Genomic DNA, 21801 nt, shown 5'->3' with positions numbered 1-21801 from the left:
TGTATTAAGACCACTTCAGACGACTCAGAACAAGGACTGACCATGGACCTCTCCGCCAAGCTTTCCGACCTCGGCCTCACCCTGCCCGATGCCCCGGCGCCCGCCGCCAATTACGTGCCCTTCGTGCAGAACGGCCAGCAGCTTTTCATCTCCGGTCAGATTTCCTCCGGCCCCGCCGGGCTGATCTGCGGCAAGCTCGGTGCGGATCTCGACACCGAAGCCGGGGCCAAGGCCGCCGAGCGCTGTGCTCTGGCGCTTCTGGCGCAGGCCAATGCCGCCGTCGGCGGGGATTTCTCCAAGGTGAAGCGGCTGGTGAAGCTGGTGGGCTTCGTCAATTCGACGCCCGAGTTCACCGAACAGCCGAAAGTGATCAACGGCGCTTCCAATCTCATGGTTGCCGTCATGGGTGAGGCCGGGCGTCATGCCCGCTCCGCCGTCTCCGCCGCCAGCCTGCCGCTGGGTGTCGCGGTCGAGATCGAAGCGATTTTCGAGCTGGTCTGATGCCCACTCTCGATCCTGCCTTTTTCAAGGCCCCGATTGCCCACCGCGCTCTGCACGATGGCAATCGAACCCGTGCCGAGAACAACATGAAAGCCATCGAATCCGCCATCGCCGGCGGATTCGGCATCGAGATTGACTTGCAACTTTCCTCTGACGGGGAGGCGATGGTGTTTCACGATTACAGCCTGCACCGGCTGACCGAGGGCTCCGGACCTTTTGCGCAACGCAATGTCACCGAACTTACGGAGCTGCGGTTCAAAACCGGCGAGGTCGGAGTTCCGACGCTGGAACAGGTGCTCGATGCCGTGGCCGGGCAAGTCCCGCTTTTGATCGAGGTAAAGGACCAGGACGGCGCCATGGGGCCTAAAGTGGGCCTTCTTGAGGAAGCTGCCGCGCGGGCACTTGCGGGCTATCAGGGGCCGGTGGCGCTGATGTCCTTCAACCCGTATTCGGTGGCCAAACTGGCCGAGCTCTGCCCGGAGATCCCGCGAGGCCTGACCACCAGCGCCTGGTCCGGGAACGGAGACAAGATGGTTCCGGAAAGCCGCCGTGCGGAACTCCGGGAGATCCCGGATTACCACCGGGTGGATGCCTGCTTCATTTCGCACCAATGGGACGACCTGTCTTCGCCGCGCGTGGCCGAGTTGAAATCGACGGGTGCGCATATTCTGTGCTGGACGATCAAAAGCCCGGAGGCCGAAGTACAGGCACGCCAGATTGCGGAGAATATCACCTTCGAGGGATACCTCCCGACTTGACGCCCGGAGCCTGCGTGCCAGTTTCTAGACGAACGTGGCGCGCGGGACTTCCATGACGGATCAGATCGAAATCAGCCTGATGAGCAGCCTCGACGCGATTGCGTCGAAGGACTGGGATGCCTGTGCCGCCCCCGGCGACGGACGGCCCGAGGACCCGTTTGTCACGTATCGGTTCCTGATGGCGCTTGAACGCTCCGCCTCGGTCGGTCCCGGCACCGGCTGGCAACCGAGCTACCTTGTGGCGCGGGCCGAGGAACGGGTGATCGCCGTCGCACCGATGTATGCCAAAAGCCACAGCCAGGGCGAATATGTGTTCGATCACAACTGGGCCCATGCCTACGAGCGCGCTGGCGGGCGGTATTACCCGAAACTCCAGATCGCCGTGCCTTTCACGCCGGTCACAGGACGTCGGCTGTTGACCCGCCCGGGGTTCGAGGACATCGGTCAAGCGGCACTGGTTCAGGGCGCGGTCGAGGTGGCGGATCAGAACCGGCTCAGCTCCCTGCATCTGACGTTTTGCACCGGAGAGGAGGTCGCCGCGGGCAAGGCCATGGGTTTGCTACATCGCACCGGGCAGCAGTTTCATTGGGACAACGCCGACTATACCACGTTCGACGATTTTCTCGCCGCGCTTTCGTCGCGCAAGCGCAAGAACATCCGCAAGGAACGCGCGCAGGCGCATGGATTTGGCGGCGAGATCATTCAGCTCACCGGCGACGACATCAAACCCGAACATTGGGATGCGTTCTGGGCATTTTATCAGGACACCGGCAGCCGCAAATGGGGCTCGCCTTACCTGACCCGGGCGTTTTTCGATGAGCTGCATGAGACCATGAGCGACGACGTTTTGCTGGTTCTGGCGCTCCGCGACGGGCACCCTGTTGCGGGCGCTTTGAATTTCATCGGGCGCGACCGGCTCTTCGGGCGCTATTGGGGCTGTACCGAATATCACCCGAGCCTGCATTTCGAACTCTGCTATTATCAGGCCATCGACTATGCCATCACCCAAGGCTTGAGCCGCGTCGAAGCAGGCGCGCAGGGCGAACACAAACTTGCGCGCGGCTATCTGCCCAACACGACGCATTCGCTGCACTGGATGCGCGATCCCGGGTTTGCTCGCGCCGTGGGCGAATATCTCGAAGCCGAACGCACCGCCGTGGCCGAGGAGGTCGAGGTTTTGACCGCCTACGGCCCGTTCAAATCCACCGCCGAGGAGGACGACCATGACTGAGCTTTTAAAAGGCACCGCCCGCGACAAGGCCCTTGCGCCGCTCGTTGCACAGGGTTGGACAGAGAATTCCGACGGAACCGCGATTGAAAAGCGTTTTGTATTCCGGAACTTCGTCGAGGCCTTCGCGTTCATGACACGGGTTGCGCTGCTCGCCGAGAAACGCGATCACCACCCGGATTGGCGCAATGTGTACCGCACGGTCGAGGTGACGCTTTCGACCCATGACGCGGGCGGATTGACCGTGAAAGACATCGAATTGGCACAGAAAATGAACGAGGCAGCCGCATATGTTTGAACAGATCCTGAACCACGAGATTTACAACGGGCACACCGTGGGCGACTACCTGTCGCTCGAATTCCTCGCGGGGATCGCCGGTTCCATCCTCGGCGCCTTGCTGCTTCTGGTCGCCGGGATGATGATTTCCGGCTGGATCGGACGGCGGATTCGCGCCATCGGGCTCAGATATCAAAGCCTCGACGACACGCTGTTCAATTTCCTCGCCAATATCGCACGCTATGCGGTTCTGGCCTTCACCGTCCTGATCATCCTCAACACCTTCGGCATCCAAACCACTTCCATCGTCGCCGTCATCGGTGCCGCCGGTCTCGCCATCGGTCTGGCACTTCAGGGCACGCTGTCGAATATTGCCGCCGGGGTGATGATCATCCTGTTCCGACCCTTCAAGATCGGCGATTTCGTCGAGGTTGCGGGCAAGTCCGGGACCGTAAAGGACATTTCACTGAACTATACCGAGCTTGCCGATCTCTCCAACGTGCAGGTGATCGTGCCGAATTCGCAGGTCTGGGGCAATATCATCACCAATTACTCCACCAACCAGACCCGGCGCGCGGAATGGACCTTTGGCGTGGGCTATGGCGCCAATCTCAAGACCGCCGAAGAGGTGATCCGCAAGACCATCATGTCCGACCCCCGCTCCCTCAGCGATCCGGAGCCCTTTATCCAGGTCAACAATCTCGGCGATTTCTCGGTCGATTTCCTCGTCCGGGTCTGGGTCAAATCCGCCGATTTCTTCCCGTATCAGGCCGACATGAAGCGCAAGGTCAAAGAAGCGCTGGACGAGGCCGGGGTGGACATTCCCTTCCCGACGCGAACGCTGATCAACACCGCTGCGGCCGCCGAATGACGAAAACGCCCGGGGTATCCCCCCGGGCGTTCATCTGTCAGAGTTTTTCCAGAAGCGACTCGCCTGCGGAAATCGTGCATTCACCCGGGCTGGCCTCGACCTCCAGAACTTTCACAACCCCGTCTTCGGCATAAAGCGCGAAGCGTTTGGAGCGGTTGATCAGCCCGGCAGGCGGCGCGGTGAAGTCGAGACCCAGCGCCTTGATGAACCCGGCCTCCGCATCGCCCAGCATGGTGATCCCGGCCACATCCGCGCCGGTGTCCTTGGCCCAGGCGCCCATCACGAACGGATCGTTGACGGAGACACAAATCACTTCATCCACACCCTTATCTTTGAACTGCGGCATGGTGCGAATGAAGCTCGGCACATGCGCCGTGGTGCACACGCCCGTATAGGCCCCCGGCAGACCGAAGAGCACAACCTTGCGCCCCTTGAACTTGTCCGCAAGCTCCACGTCCGCGGGTCCCTCCGCCGTCATTTCGAGCACGCTGCCGCCGGGCAGGCTGTCTCCAACCGAAATCGTCATCTTTGTGATCCTCTGTGCGTTGTCATTCTGTCTTTCGACGATATAGGGTCGGGGCGTTTCGCGACCAGAGGAAAGATCATGAGCCACTTCATCGTTATCGGAGCCGGGCAGGCAGGCCAGAGCATCGTCACCACCCTGCGCGGGCAAGGTTTCGAAGGCGAGATCACCCTGATCGGCGAAGAGCCCGTGCCGCCCTATCAGCGTCCTCCGCTGTCGAAGGCCTATCTCTTAGGCGAGATGGAATTGGATCGGCTGTTCCTCCGGCCCGAGAGCTATTACGCGGATGAAAACATCCGGCTGCGGATGGGCACCAAGGTGACCGGCATCGACCCGGTGGCGAAGACGGTGTCCATCGGTGATCAGACACTCAACTATGACAAGCTGGCTTTGACCACCGGCTCCGCCCCGCGTCTGTTGCCTGCCACCATCGGCGGCAATCTTGGCGGGGTTTACGCCATGCGCACCCTTGCCGATGCCGATGCGATCGAGCCCGAGTTTCGCGAGGGTGCCTCTGTTCTGATCGTCGGCGGAGGTTACATCGGGCTGGAGGCCGCAGCGGTCGCAGCCAAGAAGGGTCTCAAGGTCACGCTCGTCGAGATGGCCGACCGGATTTTGCAGCGCGTCGCTTCGAAGGAAACCTCCGACTATTTCCGCGCTCTGCATCAGGCGCATGGTGTCGACCTGCGCGAGGGCGTGGGGCTTGTGAAACTGACAGGTGAGGATCGCGTGAAATCCGCCGAGCTGACCGACGGCACCACACTCGACGTGGATTTCGTCATCGTCGGGGTCGGCATCACGCCTGGCACGGAACTGGCCGAGATGGCCGGGCTGGCCTTGGAGAACGGCATCAAGACCGATCTGCATGGCGCGACCTCCGATCCCGATATTTTCGCGGCGGGCGATTGCGCCTCCTTCCCGCATGAGGGCGCGCAAATTCGTCTCGAATCCGTCGGCAATGCGATTGATCAGGGGGAGGTGGTCGCGAAAAACATGCTGGGTCAGGATGTAACCTACGCGCCAAAACCGTGGTTTTGGTCGGATCAATATGACGTCAAACTTCAGATCGCGGGGCTGTCCACAGGCCACGACCGGGTTGTGATCCGCGAGGGCGAAGGCACGCATTCGCATTGGTATTACAAGGATGGCCAGCTCATCGCCATCGACGCGATGAACGATCCGCGCGGTTATATGGTCGCCAAGCGCCTCATTGAGAGCGGAAAAACCGCCGATCCCGACAAGGTGGCCGATCCCGCCACCGATCTCAAAGAGTTGATGCGCGGCTGATGCGGATCATTGCCGGAGAATTTCGCGGGCTGGCACTGGCCTCTGTCGGAAAAGGCGACGCGGGCGCGCATCTGCGCCCGACCACGGACCGCGTGCGCGAGAGCCTGTTTTCCGTTTTGACCGCCGGCAAATATGGTGATGCCGTCGAAGACGCGCGAGTTCTGGACCTCTTTGCGGGCACAGGCGCGCTCGGCCTTGAGGCCCTGTCGCGCGGGGCGGAGTGTGTCACCTTTGTCGATGACGGGCGCAAGGCGCAGAGCCTGATCACCGAGAACATCGGGAAATGCCGCGCTGAAGCCCGCTGCGATCTGATGCGGATGGATGCCACGCGTCTGCCCATGAACCCGTCTGAACCCTACGATCTGATCTTCCTTGATCCGCCCTATACCAAAGGCTTGGGCGAGGTGGCGATTGCCGCCGCAATTGCCGGGAACTGGCTGACAAAACGTGCGCTTGTGGTCTGGGAAGACAGTGCGGAAATCACACCACCTGATGCGCTTACTCTTCTGGACACGCGCAAATATGGCGACACAAAAATCAATTTTCTGGAGCCGAAATGACACCGAAAGCCGTGATTTTCGATTGTGACGGGGTCATCGTCGATAGCGAGCCGCCGCTTTTGGAGTTTCTGCAAAAGGACTTCGCGCGCTTTGGGCTCGACATCACGCTGCATGAGTTAGAGACCAAATATGTCGGCGGCACCATCGCGCTTGTCGGCGAGCGTGCACGCGCCGCAGGGGCCGCCCTGCCCGACGATTGGCAGGTCGAGGTTTACCCCCGCGTCTTCGACATGCTGCGCGCGGGCGTGCCGCTGATCCCCGGCGTTGAGGCCGCTTTCGACGCGCTGGACGCGGCGGGCATTCCCTATGCGGTCGGCTCCAACGGACCGATGGAGAAGATGGACGTGACGCTGGGCGCGCACCCCAAGGTCTTCGCCCGCCTCAAAGGTCGCATTCACTCTGCGCATACTTATGGGACCGCGAAACCCGAACCGGGGCTCTTCCTGATCGCCGCCGAACAGCTTGGCGTCTCCCCCGAAGACTGCGTGGTGATTGACGACAGCCCCTCCGGCTGTATCGCCGCACGTCGTGCCGGGATGCGCTGCTTTGGTTTTGACCCGCATGGCGACGGCGCGCGGCTGATCGAAGAGGGTGCCGAGCACCTCTCCGACATGCATGATCTGCCCACCCGTCTCGGCCTCTAAGTCTTCATTGCAGTCAAATACTCAAACAAAAAGGCCGCCCAAAGGCGGCCTTTTCTCAAATGATCACAGACATCATTCCGTGGCGATCGTATAAGCCGCGCCCCGCGCGTCGACCCAGGGGGCTGCATCCTGCGCATGCTCCATGGCCGCTTTCACATCCGCCACAAGCTTTTCACCATCGAAGCCCTTCTCATCCATCTCGGCGATCCAGTCGGCCACGACCTCGTCGCCCAAGGCGGTGATCTTCGCGGTCTCTTCCTCACTCAACACGTTCACCGCATTGTCGCTCGCCGCGATGACTTTCACGCCGTCGTCGTCGCCCATGTCATAGGCGATGCCGGACCAGCGCGAGGCCATCAGGCCGGAGTTGCGGTCGATCACCTCTTTCAGATCATCCGGCAGGCTATCGTATTTCGCCTTGTTCATCGCCCAGAGGAAATAGAGGTTGTAGAACGACCGATCCCCCGCCACGTCGGTTTCCGCATCGGTCAGCTCGTCGAGCTTCAGTGACGGCGACATGGCAAAGGTGATGATGCCACCGTCCAGAACGCCTTTGGACAGTGCTTCGGGGAAGGCCGGGACCGGCAGACCGACAGGCGTCGCGCCCATTTTTTCGAGCAAAAGCGTCGAAGTGCGGGTTGGCGCGCGGAGTTTCAGCCCTTCGAAATCCTCGACCTTGCGGATCGGATCGCCCTTCTTGTGAACCAGACCCTCACCATGGGTGTGAGCCGCCAGAATATGGATGTCTGCGAAATCATCCAGAAGGTGCTCCTGGGTGAATTCCCACGCCGCCATCGACGACAGTTCCGCCGATTTCAGCGAGACAAACGGCAGTTCGATGGCCTCGGTTTCCGGGAAACGCCCCGGCTGATAGCCCGGAATGATCCAGCCACCGTCGATGGCACCATCACGGATCAGATCGTACTGGTCCGGGGCCTTGCCACCAAGTTGCATCAGCGGGTAGATCTCGACCTTGATGCGACCACCGCTGTCCTTCTCGACCTTGCGGGCCCAAGGCTCCATGAAATAGGTGGCGGAGCCGGCTTTCGGGGAGACGAAATGCTGGAACCGGAGGGTGACCTCCTGTGCGGCCGCCGAAAGCGTCCCCGTGACAGACACAAGAGCCGCAAGGGCTAGGGTTTTCAAAAGGGAGTTCATGGGCAAGCCTCCTCGGGCAGTGAATGCGGCCCGGTCGGGCCGCAGCCTTGATGACGTGGCGATTTGCTATGATAGCTGAAAGTCGTTCGCAACAGGCAGAGCCCATCTTTTATCTGACCATCCGGTCAGCCAATTGAAATGCAAGTGAAAAAGGAAAAGGCGGGGAAGACCCCGCCCATCCGGAAATAGCTCAGGGAACCGGCGTTTTTCGCCTCAGACCTTGTAGGTCGGATGGAACAGACCGCCCGGCGACACGGTGAAAACCTCGCACCCGGTTGCGGTCACCCCCACGCAATGTTCATATTGCGCCGACAGTTTCTTGTCGCGCGTCACGGCGGTCCAGTCGTCAGAAAGCACCTTGGTTTCAGGGCGCCCGAGATTGACCATCGGCTCGATGGTAAAGATCATGCCCTCTTCAAGAACCGCGCCCATGCCCGGACGACCGTAATGCAGAACATTCGGCGGCGCGTGGAACACCCGCCCCACGCCATGACCACAGAAATCGCGCACCACGGACATGCCCTGATGCTCGACATGATTCTGGATCGCATAACCGATGTCGCCAAAGGTATTGCCCGGCTTGACCGCCTCGATGCCCAGCATGAGACTGTCATAGGTCACCTGGATCAAACGCTCCGCCTGACGGCTCGGCTTGCCCGCGACATACATGCGCGAGCTGTCCCCGAACCAACCGTCCTTGACCACGGTGACGTCGATATTGAGGATATCCCCGTCTTTGAGAACATCGTCCTGACGCCGCTTTTCCGGGTCTTTCGAGATGGTTTCATCGCTGCTTTTCGGGATCGGCGCGCCAGGGATGCCATGGCACACCACATGGTTCACAGAGATGCAGGAGGCGTGTTTGTATCCGTTATAACCGATCGTCGCAGAGGTCGTACCCAGCTCGACCACACGACGATTGATGAAATCGTCCAGCTCCCCCGTGGTCACACCCGGCTTCACCAGTGGCGCAACTTCGTCGAGAATCTGCGCCGTAACCTGACAGGCCGCACGAATACCCGGAAAATCCGCGTCCTCGTAGATGCGAATTCCGTCTTTGGTGATGCGGCCGCGATGCGTCTCGTCCAAGAGTCCAACTCCTTTGTCTGATCCGGCTCATATAAGCCCTTGAAGGCGAAAGGGCCAGTGCCGGAAGGTTAAAGCGCGTGCACAGGGGTTGCGTCGAAAGTCACCGCCTCGGATGTCGCCCGGATCGGAAAGATCATGACCTCGATCCCCGCCGCCTTTGCCATGCGCTCCGCCTCGGCATAGGTCGGATCAATGTCGGCGGCAGGGGCAAAGCGGGTGCAGTCGTCGCGGGACACCAGATAAAGCATCACGGCGCGGTCGCCCTCGGCCACCCGCGCGGCAAGCTCGCCCAGATGTTTCGCCCCGCGTGCGGTTCTGGCATCGGGAAATTCGGCAAGGCCGGGCTGGCGTGAGAGCGTCACGGATTTCACCTCGACCCAGATGTTCCGCCCGCCTTGGAGCACGAGGAAATCGGCCCGCGAGTTTTCGCCGTATTTCACCTCGGCCCGCACCTCGCCTTCGAGTCCGGGCACCTGCCCTGCCATCAAAGCTTCCTTCACCACACGGTTGGCGATGCCTGTATCGACCACCACCATCGCATCCGGCAACTCCACCAGACGCAGCCCATATTTGAGTTTCTTCTTCGGATCGTCATTCGGCTCAACCCAAACGCGCGTGCCGTCCTCCGCCAGCCCCATCATCGAGCCGGGGTTCGGGCAATGCGCCGTGACCTCGCGCCCGTCCGGCAGGCGGATGTCCGCGAGGAAGCGTTTGTACCGACGCAAAAGGGTGGCGGGGATCAGGTCCGATTGAAAGCGCATGGTCAGAGGCCTATACCGTTTGGGAAACAGTCTCAAGGAGACCGAGATGACCCGCACCGCCAACCCCACCGCCGCAATTTTGATCATCGGGGACGAGATCCTTTCCGGTCGCACCCGGGATGCAAACATGTATCACCTCTCGGGCGAGCTGACGCGGGTGGGGATCGACCTCAAAGAAGCGCGGGTCGTGCCAGACGATGCGCCGATGATCGTCGCCACGGTGCGCGAGCTTGCGGGAAAATACACCCATGTGTTCACTTCCGGCGGCATCGGGCCGACCCATGACGACATCACAGCCGATTGCATCGCCGAGGCCTTTGGTCTCCATATCGACATCCGCGACGACGCCCGCGCGCTTTTGACCGCGCATTACGAAGGGCGCGGCGTCGAGTTCAACGAGGCTCGCATGCGCATGGCCCGCATCCCCGACGGTGCGACGCTGATTGAGAACCCGGTGTCGATTGCGCCCGGTTTTTCGGTCGAAAACGTGCATGTCATGGCCGGGGTGCCGAATATTTTCGAGGCGATGGTGGCGGGGCTTTTGCCGACGCTCACAGGCGGCAAGCCCCTGCTGTCGCAGAGCTATCGCATCGACCGCCCCGAAAGCGCCGTGGCCGAACCGCTTGGCATGCTGGCGAAGAAATATCCGGAGCTGTCGATGGGCTCCTACCCGTTCAACCGCAACGGCGCCTTTGGCACCAATATCGTGATCCGCGGTCAGGACGGCGCAGAGATCGAAGCCGCGCTGCTTGAACTTGCCGCGCTGTTTCCCGTCGACGCCTGATGCCCGATCCCGCCGCCCTCTTTGCCGCTTTCGAGGCCACCTGGCCGCCTTTAACGCGCGAGGCGCTTGGCCCTTTCACCTATCGCTACGGGGCGGGAGGCGGCAGCCGGGTGTCGGCGGCCACGCTTGATGGGACGTTCTCGCCGGCGGCATTGGAGGCTGTCGAAACGCGGTTTGTCGCGGATGGTCGGGATGCCCTGTTCCAGATTCGCGACAGCGAAGAGGCGTTCGACGCAGAGCTGGAGAGACGCGGTTATCGCATGTTCGATCCGGTCGCCTGCCTGATCGCGCCGCTTGACGCCTTTCCCGCGTCGGACCCGAAAACCGGCTATGCCTGCTGGCCGCCAGTGGCGATTCAGCAAGAAATCTGGGCCGAAGGTGGGATTGGGCCTGCGCGGCTTGCGATCATGGAACGTGTCCCAAGCCCCAAATGCACCCTGCTCGGGCGCTTGGGCGATACGCCTGCGGGCACCGGATTCGTTGCGATCCATCAGGGTATCGCAGCCCTCCATGCGCTTGAAACCTCTGCTGCACACCGTCGCCAGGGCCTGGCCCGGGCGATGATGGCGCTCGCGGCCGATTGGGCCCGCGCACAGGGGGCAAACAGCCTCGCTCTGCAAGTTACCCGGGCCAACACCGGCGCTCTGGCTCTGTATTCTTCTCTTGGAATGCAGCAGGCGGGACAGTACCACTACCGCACGAAACCCCTTTCCGAGTTCCAATGATCCGCCCGATTTCATTCGCCTGTTTCCTCATCCTTGCTGGCGCGGCCTCGGCGCTCGACCTGCCCGGTGCGGCAAGCGAGACGGATCGGCGCGAGGAGTTCTCCTCCGCCCAGCCCTTCCCGAGCGGCGCGTTTCAGGGCACGGAAACGCCCCGGATCATGGCTGAGGGCGATATCGAACAGGTGGCCTACAAGCTCAACGGCACCTCGCTGACCAGCTACCAGATGATCGAACCGCTGCGCACCCAGCTTGAGCAGGACGGGTTCACGACGCTCTATGCCTGCGCCGACACAGAATGTGGCGGGTTCGACTTCCGCTATCTTCTCGACCTTCTGCCGGAGCCCGCGATGCATGTGGACCTCGGCGATTTTCAGTATCTCCTTAGCACCCATGCGGACGGGCGGTTCGTCTCCGTCCTGAGCAGCAAGGCACGGGATGCGGGCTACCTCCAGATCAGTACGGTGATCCCGTCTGACGCGCCCGAGGTCGAGTTGCACGCCCCCTCCGCGCCGGATGCGGGCGTGATGTCATCGACAAGCGAGGACCTGATTGCCCGGCTGGAAACCCGTGGGCGCGTGGTGCTGGAAGACCTGACGTTCGAGACCGGGGCCTCGAACCTCGGCGAAGGCCCCTTCGCCTCGCTGCGGCGCCTGTCCGAGTATCTGAAAACCCACCCCGAAGTGCGCATCGCCCTTGTCGGGCATACCGACACTGTCGGCGGGTTGGAGGGCAACACCGCGCTGTCGCGCAAGCGTGCCGAGGCGGTGCGACAGAGATTGATCCAGTCCTATGACATCGCCCCCGGCCAGCTCAGCGCCGAGGGCATCGGCTATCTCGCCCCGCGAACGTCGAACGCCACCGAGGAAGGTCGCGAAAAAAACAGAAGGGTCGAAGCGGTGATCGCCTCGACCCAGTAAAGGCTTTCGCCCTCTCTTCCACGAGAAGTCAGTCTACCACTTGTCCGGGCCTTTATCGGCAAAGGCATGGACGAGGAAGTCAATGAAGGCGCGCACCTTCGGCTGGGTGAACCGGCCCGGCGGGTAGACGGCGTAGATCCCCTGTGTTTCCGGCGGCAGATCGGGAATCGCCTCCTCGATCAGACCCTTTTCCATCGCATCGGCGTAGAGGAAGGAGGGCAGGTAGGCGATGCCGAGGCCGGAGATGCAGGCATTGAGCAGGGACTGCCCGTCATTCACCGTGAGCCAGCCTGCGGTACGGATCTGACGCTTTTCACCCGAGGGGGCGGTGAGTTTCCACACGGCACCATTGGCCTGATTGGAATAATGCAAAAGCTTGTGCTCGTTCAGATCGTCGATCTTCTGCGGGCGACCGTATTTCTCGAAATAGGCGGGGGCACCGACCATGCGCTTGGTGGTCTCGGTGAGCTTGCGGGCGCGCAGCGTGCTGTCTTCCAGTTCGCCGATGCGCACGGCCATATCGAAGCCTTCGGAAATCAGTTCGACATAGCGGTTGTTCAGCACCATGTTGACCTGAATGTCGGGGAATTCGGACAGGAATTCGCCCAGCACAGGGGAAAGATGGTTGACGCCGAAATCGGTGGCGACCGAAATACGCAACAGGCCCGAAGGCGCGGATTGCATCGAGGTCACGAGCGCATCGGCCTCTCCGGCATCGTTCAGGACCCGGCGCGCGCGGTCGTAATAGGCCAGACCGATCTCGGTCGGCGAGACCCGTCGCGTGGTACGATTCAGGAGACGGGCCCCCAGCCGGGCTTCAAGCGCAGAGACATGTTTGGAAACGGCGGACTTGGAAATCCCCATCTTCTTGGCTGCATCCGTGAAACCGCCCTGATCCACAACCGTGGCAAAGGCTTCCATTTCCGTCAGTCGGTCCATTTAATCTTACCTACAAATCTTGGCCCCTAGGGAAAGGGTTATCCCTCCGAAATCGGGCAAGAATGGGGAAGATGGGGGACAATAGCGTGGTCTCTCGGTGATCGTTTTGGGTCCGGAAACGCGGAAACAATCACGAGAGGCAGTGCATGTCCCGCCGAACGAGGCCTCCGGCGGGAGTATTTCTGCAACAAAGGAAACGGGTTAGAAGCTGGCTGCGAGGCGTGCGCCCTGGTCGATGGCACGTTTGGCGTCAAGCTCGGCGGCGACATCCGCGCCTCCGATGACATGGCAGGGTTTGCCCTGTGCCTCCAACGCTTCGGCAAGGCTGCGCTCCGAAAGCTGCCCGGCGCAGAGCACGATGGTGTCGGCCTCGATCAGCTGCGGCGTGTTGTCCTTGGTGATCCAGAGCCCTTCCGGCGTAATCCTGTCGTAGCTGACGCCGCCCATCATTTTTACGCCCTTCATCTGAAGCGTGGCACGGTGAATCCAACCGGTGGTCTTGCCAAGACGCTTGCCCGGCTTTTCCGCCTTGCGCTGCAACAGCGTGACCGCGCGCGCGGGCGCCTCCGGTTTCGGTCCGTCGGGCGACAGCCCGCCGCGATCTTGCACCGGATCGGTGATGCCCCATTCGGCCTTCCAGTCGGCAAGGGTCAGCGTCGGGCTTTCGGAGGTGGTCAGGTACTCGGCCACATCGAATCCGATGCCCCCGGCCCCGATGACGACAACGCGCGGCCCCGCGGTAACGCGGCCCGTCAGGATGTCGATATAGCTCACGGTGTTGCCATGCTCATTCTGACCGGGGATTTCCGGATCGCGCGGGGCGACACCGGTGGCGATCACCACCTCGTCGAACGACGCGAGCATGTCGGGCCTGGCCTCTGTCCCGAGTTTCAATTCGATGCCGGAGGTCGTCACCATGGTTTTGAACCAGTCGACGAGGCCGAAGAACTCTTCCTTGCCGGGCACCTGTTTCGCCATGTTGAGTTGACCGCCAATCTCGCTCACCTTGTCGAACAGCGTGACCTTGTGCCCGCGTTCAGTGGCGATGATGGCCGTCATGACACCGGCGGGACCGGCCCCGACCACCGCAACGGTTTTGACCACCTCCGCCGGAGCGTAGGTCAGATCGGTTTCGTGGCAGGCGCGCGGATTGACAAGACAGGAGGTCAGCTTGCCGGAGAACGTATGGTCCAGACAGGCCTGATTGCAGGCGATGCAGGGCGCGATCCGATCCGCCTTGCCCGCCGCCGCTTTGACGACAAAGTCGGGATCGGCAAGGAACGGCCGCGCCATGGAAACCATGTCGGCACAGCCCTCGGCCAACACATCTTCGGCAACCTGCGGATGGTTGATGCGGTTCGAGGTGATGACGGGGATCGAGACCTCCCCCATCATGCGCCGGGTCACATCGGCGAAAGCCGCGCGCGGCACGGAAGTCGCGATCGTCGGAACGCGGGCCTCGTGCCAGCCGATCCCGGTGTTGAGGATCGTCGCTCCAGCTTTCTCGATTTCTTTGGCGAGTTGTACGACCTCCTCCCAGGTCGAGCCATTGGGCACCAGATCGATCATGGAAATCCGGTAGATCACGATGAACTCCGGCCCGACCGCCTCCCGCACGCGCTTCACCACTTCGATGGGAAAGCGCATCCGGTTTTCATAGGACCCGCCCCAGCGATCTTCGCGCCGGTTGGTATGGGTGACGAGGAACTGGTTGATCAGATAGCCTTCGGAGCCCATCACCTCGACGCCATCGTACCCCGCTTGCTTGGCGCGGGCGGCAGCGGTCGCGTAATCGGCAATCTGTTTTTCGATCCCCGCCTCGTCCAGCTCGGTCGGCTTGAAGGGCGAAATCGGCGATTTGATCGCGGAGGGGGCAACACAGTTGGGGCCATAGGCATAGCGCCCGGCGTTGAGAATCTGCATCGCGATCTTGCCGCCCTCGGCATGAACACGCTCCGTCACCTTGCGGTGGTTTGCGATGTCCCGATCCGTAAACAGCCCCGCCGCACCGGGAAACACACCGCCTTCGACACTGGGGGCCATGCCTCCGGTGACGATGATCCCCGCCCCACCACGGGCGCGGGTGGCGTAGAATTCGGCCACCGCCTCCCAGTCGCCCCGCTCCTCGAGCCCGGTGTGCATCGACCCCATCAAGGTCCGGTTGCGCAGAGTGGTAAAGCCGAGATCGAGCGGCGCAAGAAGATGCGGATAGTGGGTCATGTGACGGGCCTCCCTTTGCGCGCCAAAATGCGCAAGGGGGGGACGCATGTCACGCAAGACGCCGCGTCAGATCAGTTCGAGCCGGTCTCGATGCAATGGCGGCGGAAGGCGCGTTTGAGCATGTCGAGTTCCTGACGCAACAGATCCATCTCGGCACGGATGTCCTCGGCCAGCACATCCCCCGCCATCAGGGTCAGGGAATTGAGCACCCGACCGCTCTCGCGATCCGAGAAGACGAAGGTCTGGACACCGTCGTTCAACAATTCGGAGGGCACGGCGAAACGAAAGAACCACACACCTTCGCGCTCCGCATCCTCGCTCAGCGTATGGCCCTGCACCGGCTGGTCGAGATAGGTCACCTCGATCTCGGGCAGCGCGCCGACCGCCTCCGGCACATGCAATTCGCCTTCCCAAATCCCTGCCTGGAGCCGGGTTTTGACCAGTGTCACCTCATCCATGTCCGTTCTCCGTCAAAATCGGCATCAAAGTTCCGCGCGCGGACGGCGCGAACAGGTCAGGTCCCGCAGGACGATCTGATTCATCTCCGGGTCTTCGAAAATCAGGTCGATCCAGAGCTTTTCCACCCGTTTCTCGTTGAGTTTCGTATAAGCCAGATCGAATTCGACATAGCCCTCGTCGGTATGCAGCGGCAGTTCGCGCACCACCTGCTCCATGTTCGGCCCGTGTTTCACGTTCAGCCGGGCAAAGATCTCGATGCCTTTTTCAAGGTCGATGGAATAGTCCATCCGCACGAGATGACGTTTGCTAAGGCCGTGACAGGCCTCGTCCGGCAATTCCACCGAAAGCGACAGGAAGGAGCCATCGAACCGGAACACGTCGAGACGCAGCCCGAAGGGCGAGAGGTCCTCTTCGGAGGTGTTGCGCACCTGACGATAGGTCAGTTCGGAGATCTGGCAGTCGTGATAAAGCGTCGCCTCGGACCCGATCAGCGTCTTGCTTGGCACCGCGGAGGCCCCCTTGAGCGGGATCGGCCCGCGCCAAAGCTCCGGGCGGTGCGACCAGTCGGTGTAGAGCGGCAATTGCATCGCATTCGACCCGATCAGCGGCAGTGCCAAGCGCCCGTCGGCCACGAAGAGAAACCGGTCGATCTCCCATCTGAGCCCACGCGCCTGTCCGCGCAACCGGCGCAGCGTCGGAAGCGACAGACCCTCGGCCATCGTCGCGCGTCGCGCCCAGCGCCGCGTGGCCAGCGCGTTGATCCGCGTTTCGATCATCTGCTTGAGTCGCCGCCGCATCGCGCAACCTTTTCCTGCTCTTCCGGGCCTTACTATGACCGACAAAGGTTTCCACTCAACAAACGCGGAAAAATTCCGCAGTTTGGTTCCATTTCAGCAACAGTTTCAGAGCTCAAGACGGGTTGCGGCGTTTCAGTTCGATGACGAAACGATCCAGCAGGGCACGCAACTGCCCCCCGGACATCGGTGCCTCGGCAAAGGGCGTGGCGGTTGCGGTAACAAGCCTACCGTCCAGAAGGAAAAGCGCGCGCCAATATTCCCGACCCTGCCCGCGCAGGGTCATCGGGGCGCTGTCGCGCACATGCAGGAGCACCATATCGCCCCGTGCCTCGCTTTCGATGAGCTGCACGGTCTTGGCCGATCCGCTGCGCGACAAAGCGCGGCGTCCGGTCTCGGAGGCGAAATAGGCCTCATAGCTCGGCGGATCGAACTCTTCCGTCTCCGTCATCGGCGGAGCAACCGAGAGGGTCAGGACGGCCGTCTTACCCTTCAGCGCGGGATTGTTGCGCCCGCTCAGACCGGTGCAATTGCCCAGAAGCGCGAAACTGCCCCTGGCGCTGTCACGCACCGAAACCGGATCGACGCAATAGCCCGAGGGCCCCGCGACGCTCACTCCGCTGAGCGGCAAGGTGACGGCACGCACCGGGCGGCGCGCCGGATCCACGGAGGTGCCAGTCGCCCCCATGTCCATCTCGCAGCCCGCAAGGCCGAGCATCACCCCCGCCGCAATCGCCACCTTCGCAACCGTTCTCGCCGGGCGCATCACCGATACCATGTCACTCTCCTCGCAGTCTGGCGTCGCCTATAGCGCGCGCTTCCGGCGCTTCCAAGTCAGGCGGGTTCACGGATCGGCGAGTTCCTGCGCGTTTCCGTCGCTTTCACACCGGGGCCGCGCATGCTACCTCTGCCCCGACATGACCGCGACGAGAGACAGCATGCCGCAACCGACGCACCCCTACGCCCCGATCATCGCCTCCGCGATGCGCCGTCCCGAACTTTGGCGAGTGGGGATCACGCTTCTGGCCGGACTGGTGATCAGCGTAGTGGTCACACCGCTGTTCTATCTCGTCGTCGGACGCCTTGCGCCCTCTCTCATGCCCTTTCAGTTCGGCGCCAACGGCCCCATGGTCGGCACCACCCCGGGCGGCTTGTTCACCATCCTTGCGGGGTTTGCCCTTTTACTCGTGGGCGCGATCAAACTGGCCGAACGGCTGCACGCCCGGCACCTGCGCGATCTGACCGGCCCCGCCCCCGTCTTGCGCGCGCAGTTCTTCGTGACGCTCAAATGGATCGCGGGCTTCACCTTTCTCACCCTGCTTTTGCCCTGGGACGGCCCCGCCGAACCGGTCGCAAACCTGCCGGGTGGGATGTGGCTGTTCTGGGTGCCCTTCGCGGTGCTGGGGCTGATGGTTCAGGTCACCGCCGAGGAGGTGTTCTTTCGCGGTTATCTGCAAAGCCAGATCGCCGGGGCCACGAACTCCTACGCGCTCGGTCTCGCCGCCTCCGCCGTGCTTTTCGGGCTGTTGCATCTGAGCGGGACGAACGAAGGCATCGCGGCCCTGTTCCCCGTGCTCTGGGCCATTGGCTTTGGCGTGCTCGCGGGCGATCTGACCATGCGCTCGGGCACGCTCGGCCCGGCCATTGCGCTGCATTTCATGAACAACTTCACCGCCATGCTGTTTGCCCCGCAACAGGACATGATGTCGGGTTTCGGACTGTTCATGCAGACCGACAGCCCGGAAGTGCTCTATTCCGACCCGAAAGCGCTGGTCTTCCAGAGCCTCTTGCTGGTCGTCACATGGCTCGTGGCGCGGCTTGCGATCAGGCGTTGATTGCAATTCGTGACAGAGGAGCTTATCTGAGGCCCCAAGTAACGTAACGTCCAAAGGCGCACCCATGAACTGGATCTCGAACTACGTCCGCCCGAAGATCAACTCGCTCTTCTCGAAACACGACACGCCGGACAATCTTTGGACGAAATGCCCGGAATGCGGCACCATGCTGTTTCACCGCGAGCTGGCCGAGAACCAGAACGTCTGCACCAATTGCGACCATCACATGCACATCACGCCGCGTGCGCGGTTCAAGGCGATGTTCGACGGCGGCATTTTCTCCGAGGTCAAGGTTCCCGAACCGATTGAAGACCCTCTGAAATTCCGCGATCAAAAGAAATACCCCGACCGCATGAAAGCGGCGCAGAAGTCGACGGGCGAGAAAGAAGCCATGCTGGTCGCCGAGGGTGAGATCGGTCGCACGCCGGTCGTCGCTGCGGCGCAGGATTTCTCCTTCATGGGGGGCTCCATGGGCATGTATGTCGGCAACGCCTTCATCAAGGGTGTCGAGCGCGCGATTGAGCTGAAACGTCCGTTCATCATGTTCTCCGCCGCCGGTGGTGCCCGGATGCAGGAGGGGATTCTCTCGCTCATGCAAATGCCGCGCACCACTGTGGCGATTGAAATGCTGAAAGAGGCGGGTCTCCCCTATATCGTCGTCCTGACCCACCCGACCACAGGTGGTGTGACGGCCTCTTACGCGATGCTGGGCGATGTCCAGATCGCCGAACCCAACGCGCTTATTTGTTTCGCCGGTCCCCGTGTGATCGAACAGACGATCCGCGAGAAACTGCCCGAAGGCTTCCAGCGCGCCGAATATCTTCTCGATCACGGCATGCTCGACCGCGTGACGCATCGCATGAAGATGAAGGACGAGCTGGTGACCATCCTGCGCATGCTGGGCAACCTGCCGCCCGCCGTGGTCGGAGACCTTCCGGCTCCCGCGCCGGAAGACAAAGGCGCTGCGCCGAAAATCGCCCCAGAGGCCGCAGTTCAGGCCAAAGTTTCCGCGAAGGACGCGAAAAAGTGACCACCCAGAATTCCGACGTCATCCTCGAGAGGCTGATGTCCCTGCATCCCAAGGTCATCGACCTTGTGCTCGACCGTGTCTGGCGCCTGCTCGATGCCCTCGATCATCCGGAGCGCAAATTGCCGCCGGTAATCCATATCGCGGGCACCAACGGCAAAGGCTCGACCCAAGCGATGATCCGTGCAGGATTAGAGGCCGCAGGCAAGACGGTTCATGCCTACACTTCGCCGCATCTGGCGCGGTTTCATGAACGTATCCGCCTGGCGGGCGAGCTGATTTCCGAGCCTGACCTGATGGCCGTGCTCGAAGAGTGCGAACGCGCCAATGGCGGCGAACCGATCACCTATTTCGAGATCACCACCGTGGCCGGCATCCTCGCCATGTCGCGCATGCCTGCGGATTACACCCTGTTGGAAGTGGGCCTCGGCGGGCGCCTCGACGCAACCAATGTCGTTGAGTCGCCTGCGCTGTCGATCATCACGCCGATTTCCATCGACCACACACAATTCCTCGGCGAAACGCTCACCGCGATTGCCACGGAGAAGGCCGGGATCATCAAGCGCGGTGTGCCCTGTGTCGTCGGACCGCAACCGGACGAGGCTTTGGACGTGATCGAAGCCACCGCCGCCCGTCTCGGCGCGCCTCTCCTGCGCCACGGACAGGAATGGCATGTCTGGGAAGAACGCGGGCGTCTGATTTTCCAGGATGAAACCGGACTCCGCGACCTTCCGATGCCGCGTCTGATCGGCCAGCATCAGGTTCACAACGCCGGGGCCGCCCTCGCAGCGCTGCGGCACATGGGCTATGACGACACCGCGCTCGAGGCCGCCATGACAGAGGCCTTCTGGCCCGCCCGCATGCAACGTCTCAAGACCGGGCCGCTCACGGACGCCGCTCCTGACGCAGAGCTCTGGCTCGATGGCGGTCACAATCCCGCGGCAGGGGAGGCGCTGGCGCTGGCGCTCGACACTTTGCCGGAACGTCCGACCTACATGGTTTGCGGCATGCTCAACACCAAGGACATCGCGGGCTATCTGCGTCCCTTGCAACGGCACGCCAGGGAACTCATCGCCGTGTCGATCCCGGAGGCGCAAGCCACCCTGCCCGCCTCAGAGACCGCGGCAGTGGCCCGGGCCGAAGGGTTCGATGCCATGGAAGCCGACAGCGTTCCCGACGCCATTGCGCAGATCGTCGCCGCGCATCCGCAGGCCCGCATCCTGATCTGTGGCTCGCTTTATCTCGCGGGACACATCTTGCAGACCAACGGCTAGACGAACAGACCCTGTGCGCCTGCGCGGGTTTTCCCGCCCCGGGCCCGTGCATATTTCGGGCCCGAAACAGGAGACTCGGATATGGCTTTGGAATTTGGCATCGACACGTTTGGCGACGTCACCTGGGATGCGGCGGGCAATGACCTGCCGCAGGGTCAGGTCATTCGCAACGTGATCAAGGAAGGCATTCTGGCCGATCGGGTCGGGATCGACGTTTACGGCATCGGCGAACATCACCGCCCCGATTTCGCTGTTTCCGCGATTGAGCCGGTGCTCGCGGCGATTGCGGCGCAGACCTCAAAGATCAAACTGACCTCTGCGGTGACGGTCCTGTCCTCTGACGATCCGATCCGGGTGTTTCAACGGTTCTCGACGATCCAAGCGATCTCGAACGGGCGCGCAGAGATCACGTTGGGGCGTGGGTCATTTACCGAAAGCTTCCCGCTGTTCGGCTATGATCTGGCGGATTACGAGATGCTGTTCGAAGAAAAATTCGACCTCTTCAAACGGCTTACGACCGAGGAGAAAGTCAGCTGGTCAGGGCGCCATCGTCCGCCGCTCGAGGCACAGACCGTCTATCCCCGCCCCGAACGTCCGATCCCGGTCTGGGTCGGTGTTGGCGGAAGCCCCGACTCGGTCGTGCGCGCCGCCACCAACGACGTCTCAATGACGCTCGCCATCATCGGTGGCAGCCCCGTACGGTTCAAACCCTTTGCCGACCTCTATCGCGACATCCGCGACAGGATGAGCGCGCCGCAATTGCCGATCGGTTGTCATTCGCCGGGCCATATCGCCGACACCGATGCAGAGGCACGGGAGCGCTATTTCGAGGGCTACCGGATCATGCATCAGCGCATCGGCCAGAGCCGTGGCTGGCCACCGCTGACTCGCGAGGCGTTTGAGCGCGAAGTGGATCACGGAGCCCTGTTCGTCGGGTCGCCCGAGACCGTCGCACAAAAGATTGCGGCAACTGTTGCGGTTCTGGGTCTCAACCGATTCGATCTGAAAATCTCGTCGGGCCCGGTGCCGCACGAGGCGCTGATGGACACCATACGGCTGTACGGCGAAGAGGTCGCGCCGCGCGTTCGGGAGATTTTGGCGAAGGGCTGATCAGTCTTTCGCCTGTATCATCCCCGGGGCTCCACCCGCTCGTCGCTGAAATCAGTCCCC

Annotated in this window: 24 protein-coding genes; 15 read left to right on the top strand and 9 right to left on the bottom strand. The window is 62.0% G+C overall.

What is annotated here, in order from left to right; all coding sequences use genetic code 11:
• Nucleotides 1-42: 42 nt before the first annotated feature.
• From NH195_RS13455 to NH195_RS13435, 5 genes are read left to right on the top strand one after another with little or no spacing between them, the layout of a single operon-like run.
• Entirely contained in the window at nucleotides 43-501 is a 459-nt protein-coding gene (locus tag NH195_RS13455) for a RidA family protein (protein WP_066707810.1), read from the top strand.
• Nucleotides 501-1259 (top strand): glycerophosphodiester phosphodiesterase family protein, encoded by a 759-nt coding sequence (locus tag NH195_RS13450; protein WP_066707808.1) that lies wholly within the window; start codon nucleotides 501-503, stop codon nucleotides 1257-1259. The genes NH195_RS13455 and NH195_RS13450 overlap by 1 nt, the downstream gene beginning before the upstream one ends.
• 52 nt (nucleotides 1260-1311) lie before the next feature.
• Nucleotides 1312-2490, top strand: coding sequence for a GNAT family N-acetyltransferase (locus NH195_RS13445; protein WP_066707806.1), 1179 nt, complete (start codon nucleotides 1312-1314; stop codon nucleotides 2488-2490).
• The gene (locus tag NH195_RS13440) at nucleotides 2483-2785 is read left to right on the top strand and encodes a 4a-hydroxytetrahydrobiopterin dehydratase (RefSeq protein WP_066707804.1); all 303 of its coding nucleotides are present in this window, start codon (nucleotides 2483-2485) and stop codon (nucleotides 2783-2785) included. Before NH195_RS13445 ends, NH195_RS13440 begins: the two co-directional genes overlap by 8 nt.
• Nucleotides 2778-3635 (top strand): mechanosensitive ion channel family protein, encoded by an 858-nt coding sequence (locus NH195_RS13435; protein WP_066707801.1) that lies wholly within the window; start codon nucleotides 2778-2780, stop codon nucleotides 3633-3635. The genes NH195_RS13440 and NH195_RS13435 overlap by 8 nt, the downstream gene beginning before the upstream one ends.
• 37 nt (nucleotides 3636-3672) lie before the next feature.
• Here the strand turns inward: NH195_RS13435 and NH195_RS13430 are convergent, their stop codons facing one another.
• On the bottom strand, nucleotides 3673-4161 hold the full coding sequence (locus tag NH195_RS13430; RefSeq protein ID WP_066707798.1) for a peroxiredoxin: 489 nt from the start codon (nucleotides 4159-4161) through the stop codon (nucleotides 3673-3675).
• Between the two features lie 78 nt (nucleotides 4162-4239).
• On the opposite strand from NH195_RS13430, the gene NH195_RS13425 reads away from it, so the two are divergent.
• From NH195_RS13425 to NH195_RS13415, 3 genes are read left to right on the top strand one after another with little or no spacing between them, the layout of a single operon-like run.
• Nucleotides 4240-5445 carry an NAD(P)/FAD-dependent oxidoreductase gene (locus NH195_RS13425; protein ID WP_066707795.1) on the top strand — a complete coding sequence of 402 codons (1206 nt, stop codon included), beginning with the start codon at nucleotides 4240-4242 and terminating at the stop codon, nucleotides 5443-5445.
• A complete protein-coding gene (rsmD, locus tag NH195_RS13420) occupies nucleotides 5445-6005 on the top strand; it encodes a 16S rRNA (guanine(966)-N(2))-methyltransferase RsmD (RefSeq protein WP_066707792.1) in 561 nt (186 codons plus the stop codon). The genes NH195_RS13425 and rsmD overlap by 1 nt, the downstream gene beginning before the upstream one ends.
• Nucleotides 6002-6649, top strand: coding sequence for an HAD family hydrolase (locus NH195_RS13415; protein ID WP_066707789.1), 648 nt, complete (start codon nucleotides 6002-6004; stop codon nucleotides 6647-6649). The genes rsmD and NH195_RS13415 overlap by 4 nt, the downstream gene beginning before the upstream one ends.
• 72 nt (nucleotides 6650-6721) lie before the next feature.
• Here NH195_RS13415 and NH195_RS13410 read toward each other — a convergent pair whose 3' ends face one another.
• The 3 genes from NH195_RS13410 to sfsA form a co-directional block, all read right to left on the bottom strand.
• The gene (locus tag NH195_RS13410; protein ID WP_066707786.1) at nucleotides 6722-7807 is read right to left on the bottom strand and encodes a TRAP transporter substrate-binding protein; all 1086 of its coding nucleotides are present in this window, start codon (nucleotides 7805-7807) and stop codon (nucleotides 6722-6724) included.
• 213 nt (nucleotides 7808-8020) lie between these two features.
• Nucleotides 8021-8896 carry a type I methionyl aminopeptidase gene (gene map, locus NH195_RS13405; protein WP_066707783.1) on the bottom strand — a complete coding sequence of 292 codons (876 nt, stop codon included), beginning with the start codon at nucleotides 8894-8896 and terminating at the stop codon, nucleotides 8021-8023.
• 68 nt (nucleotides 8897-8964) lie between these two features.
• Nucleotides 8965-9657 carry a DNA/RNA nuclease SfsA gene (gene sfsA, locus NH195_RS13400; protein WP_066707780.1) on the bottom strand — a complete coding sequence of 231 codons (693 nt, stop codon included), beginning with the start codon at nucleotides 9655-9657 and terminating at the stop codon, nucleotides 8965-8967.
• Nucleotides 9658-9703: 46 nt separating this feature from the next.
• On the opposite strand from sfsA, the gene NH195_RS13395 reads away from it, so the two are divergent.
• Genes NH195_RS13395 through NH195_RS13385 form a run of 3 tightly spaced genes read left to right on the top strand, consistent with a single transcriptional unit; the run spans nucleotide 9704 to nucleotide 12083 of the window.
• Nucleotides 9704-10441 carry a competence/damage-inducible protein A gene (locus tag NH195_RS13395; RefSeq protein WP_066707777.1) on the top strand — a complete coding sequence of 246 codons (738 nt, stop codon included), beginning with the start codon at nucleotides 9704-9706 and terminating at the stop codon, nucleotides 10439-10441.
• Entirely contained in the window at nucleotides 10441-11166 is a 726-nt protein-coding gene (locus NH195_RS13390; protein WP_066707768.1) for a GNAT family N-acetyltransferase, read from the top strand. Before NH195_RS13395 ends, NH195_RS13390 begins: the two co-directional genes overlap by 1 nt.
• Nucleotides 11163-12083, top strand: a complete 921-nt coding sequence (locus tag NH195_RS13385) for an OmpA family protein (protein ID WP_066707766.1) — start codon at nucleotides 11163-11165, stop codon at nucleotides 12081-12083. Before NH195_RS13390 ends, NH195_RS13385 begins: the two co-directional genes overlap by 4 nt.
• A gap of 33 nt (nucleotides 12084-12116) precedes the next feature.
• Here the strand turns inward: NH195_RS13385 and NH195_RS13380 are convergent, their stop codons facing one another.
• The 5 genes from NH195_RS13380 to NH195_RS13360 form a co-directional block, all read right to left on the bottom strand.
• Nucleotides 12117-13022 (bottom strand): LysR family transcriptional regulator, encoded by a 906-nt coding sequence (locus tag NH195_RS13380; RefSeq protein ID WP_066707764.1) that lies wholly within the window; start codon nucleotides 13020-13022, stop codon nucleotides 12117-12119.
• Between the two features lie 201 nt (nucleotides 13023-13223).
• On the bottom strand, nucleotides 13224-15242 hold the full coding sequence (locus NH195_RS13375; RefSeq protein WP_066707762.1) for an NADPH-dependent 2,4-dienoyl-CoA reductase: 2019 nt from the start codon (nucleotides 15240-15242) through the stop codon (nucleotides 13224-13226).
• Between the two features lie 71 nt (nucleotides 15243-15313).
• The gene (locus tag NH195_RS13370) at nucleotides 15314-15700 is read right to left on the bottom strand and encodes a hypothetical protein (RefSeq protein ID WP_066707760.1); all 387 of its coding nucleotides are present in this window, start codon (nucleotides 15698-15700) and stop codon (nucleotides 15314-15316) included.
• A gap of 24 nt (nucleotides 15701-15724) precedes the next feature.
• Complete coding sequence (locus NH195_RS13365) at nucleotides 15725-16498, bottom strand: DUF6478 family protein (RefSeq protein ID WP_066707757.1); 774 nt, start codon at nucleotides 16496-16498, stop codon at nucleotides 15725-15727.
• A 112-nt stretch (nucleotides 16499-16610) separates the two neighbouring features.
• Complete coding sequence (locus tag NH195_RS13360; protein ID WP_066707755.1) at nucleotides 16611-17273, bottom strand: hypothetical protein; 663 nt, start codon at nucleotides 17271-17273, stop codon at nucleotides 16611-16613.
• 160 nt (nucleotides 17274-17433) lie between these two features.
• On the opposite strand from NH195_RS13360, the gene NH195_RS13355 reads away from it, so the two are divergent.
• The 4 genes from NH195_RS13355 (at nucleotide 17434) to NH195_RS13340 (ending at nucleotide 21741) form a co-directional block, all read left to right on the top strand.
• A complete protein-coding gene (locus NH195_RS13355) occupies nucleotides 17434-18330 on the top strand; it encodes a CPBP family intramembrane glutamic endopeptidase (RefSeq protein WP_066707753.1) in 897 nt (298 codons plus the stop codon).
• A 64-nt stretch (nucleotides 18331-18394) separates the two neighbouring features.
• A complete protein-coding gene (gene accD / locus NH195_RS13350; RefSeq protein ID WP_066707750.1) occupies nucleotides 18395-19360 on the top strand; it encodes an acetyl-CoA carboxylase, carboxyltransferase subunit beta in 966 nt (321 codons plus the stop codon).
• On the top strand, nucleotides 19357-20631 hold the full coding sequence (locus NH195_RS13345; RefSeq protein WP_238379760.1) for a bifunctional folylpolyglutamate synthase/dihydrofolate synthase: 1275 nt from the start codon (nucleotides 19357-19359) through the stop codon (nucleotides 20629-20631). The genes accD and NH195_RS13345 overlap by 4 nt, the downstream gene beginning before the upstream one ends.
• 81 nt (nucleotides 20632-20712) lie before the next feature.
• Nucleotides 20713-21741, top strand: a complete 1029-nt coding sequence (locus tag NH195_RS13340) for an LLM class flavin-dependent oxidoreductase (protein ID WP_066707748.1) — start codon at nucleotides 20713-20715, stop codon at nucleotides 21739-21741.
• The last annotated feature ends 60 nt before the right edge of the window (nucleotides 21742-21801 follow it).

Source organism: Celeribacter ethanolicus (assembly GCF_001550095.1).
Lineage (GTDB): Bacteria > Pseudomonadota > Alphaproteobacteria > Rhodobacterales > Rhodobacteraceae > Celeribacter > Celeribacter ethanolicus.
The sequence above is the reverse complement of the archived record's forward strand: the minus strand, read 5'-3'. Positions and strand labels throughout refer to the sequence as shown.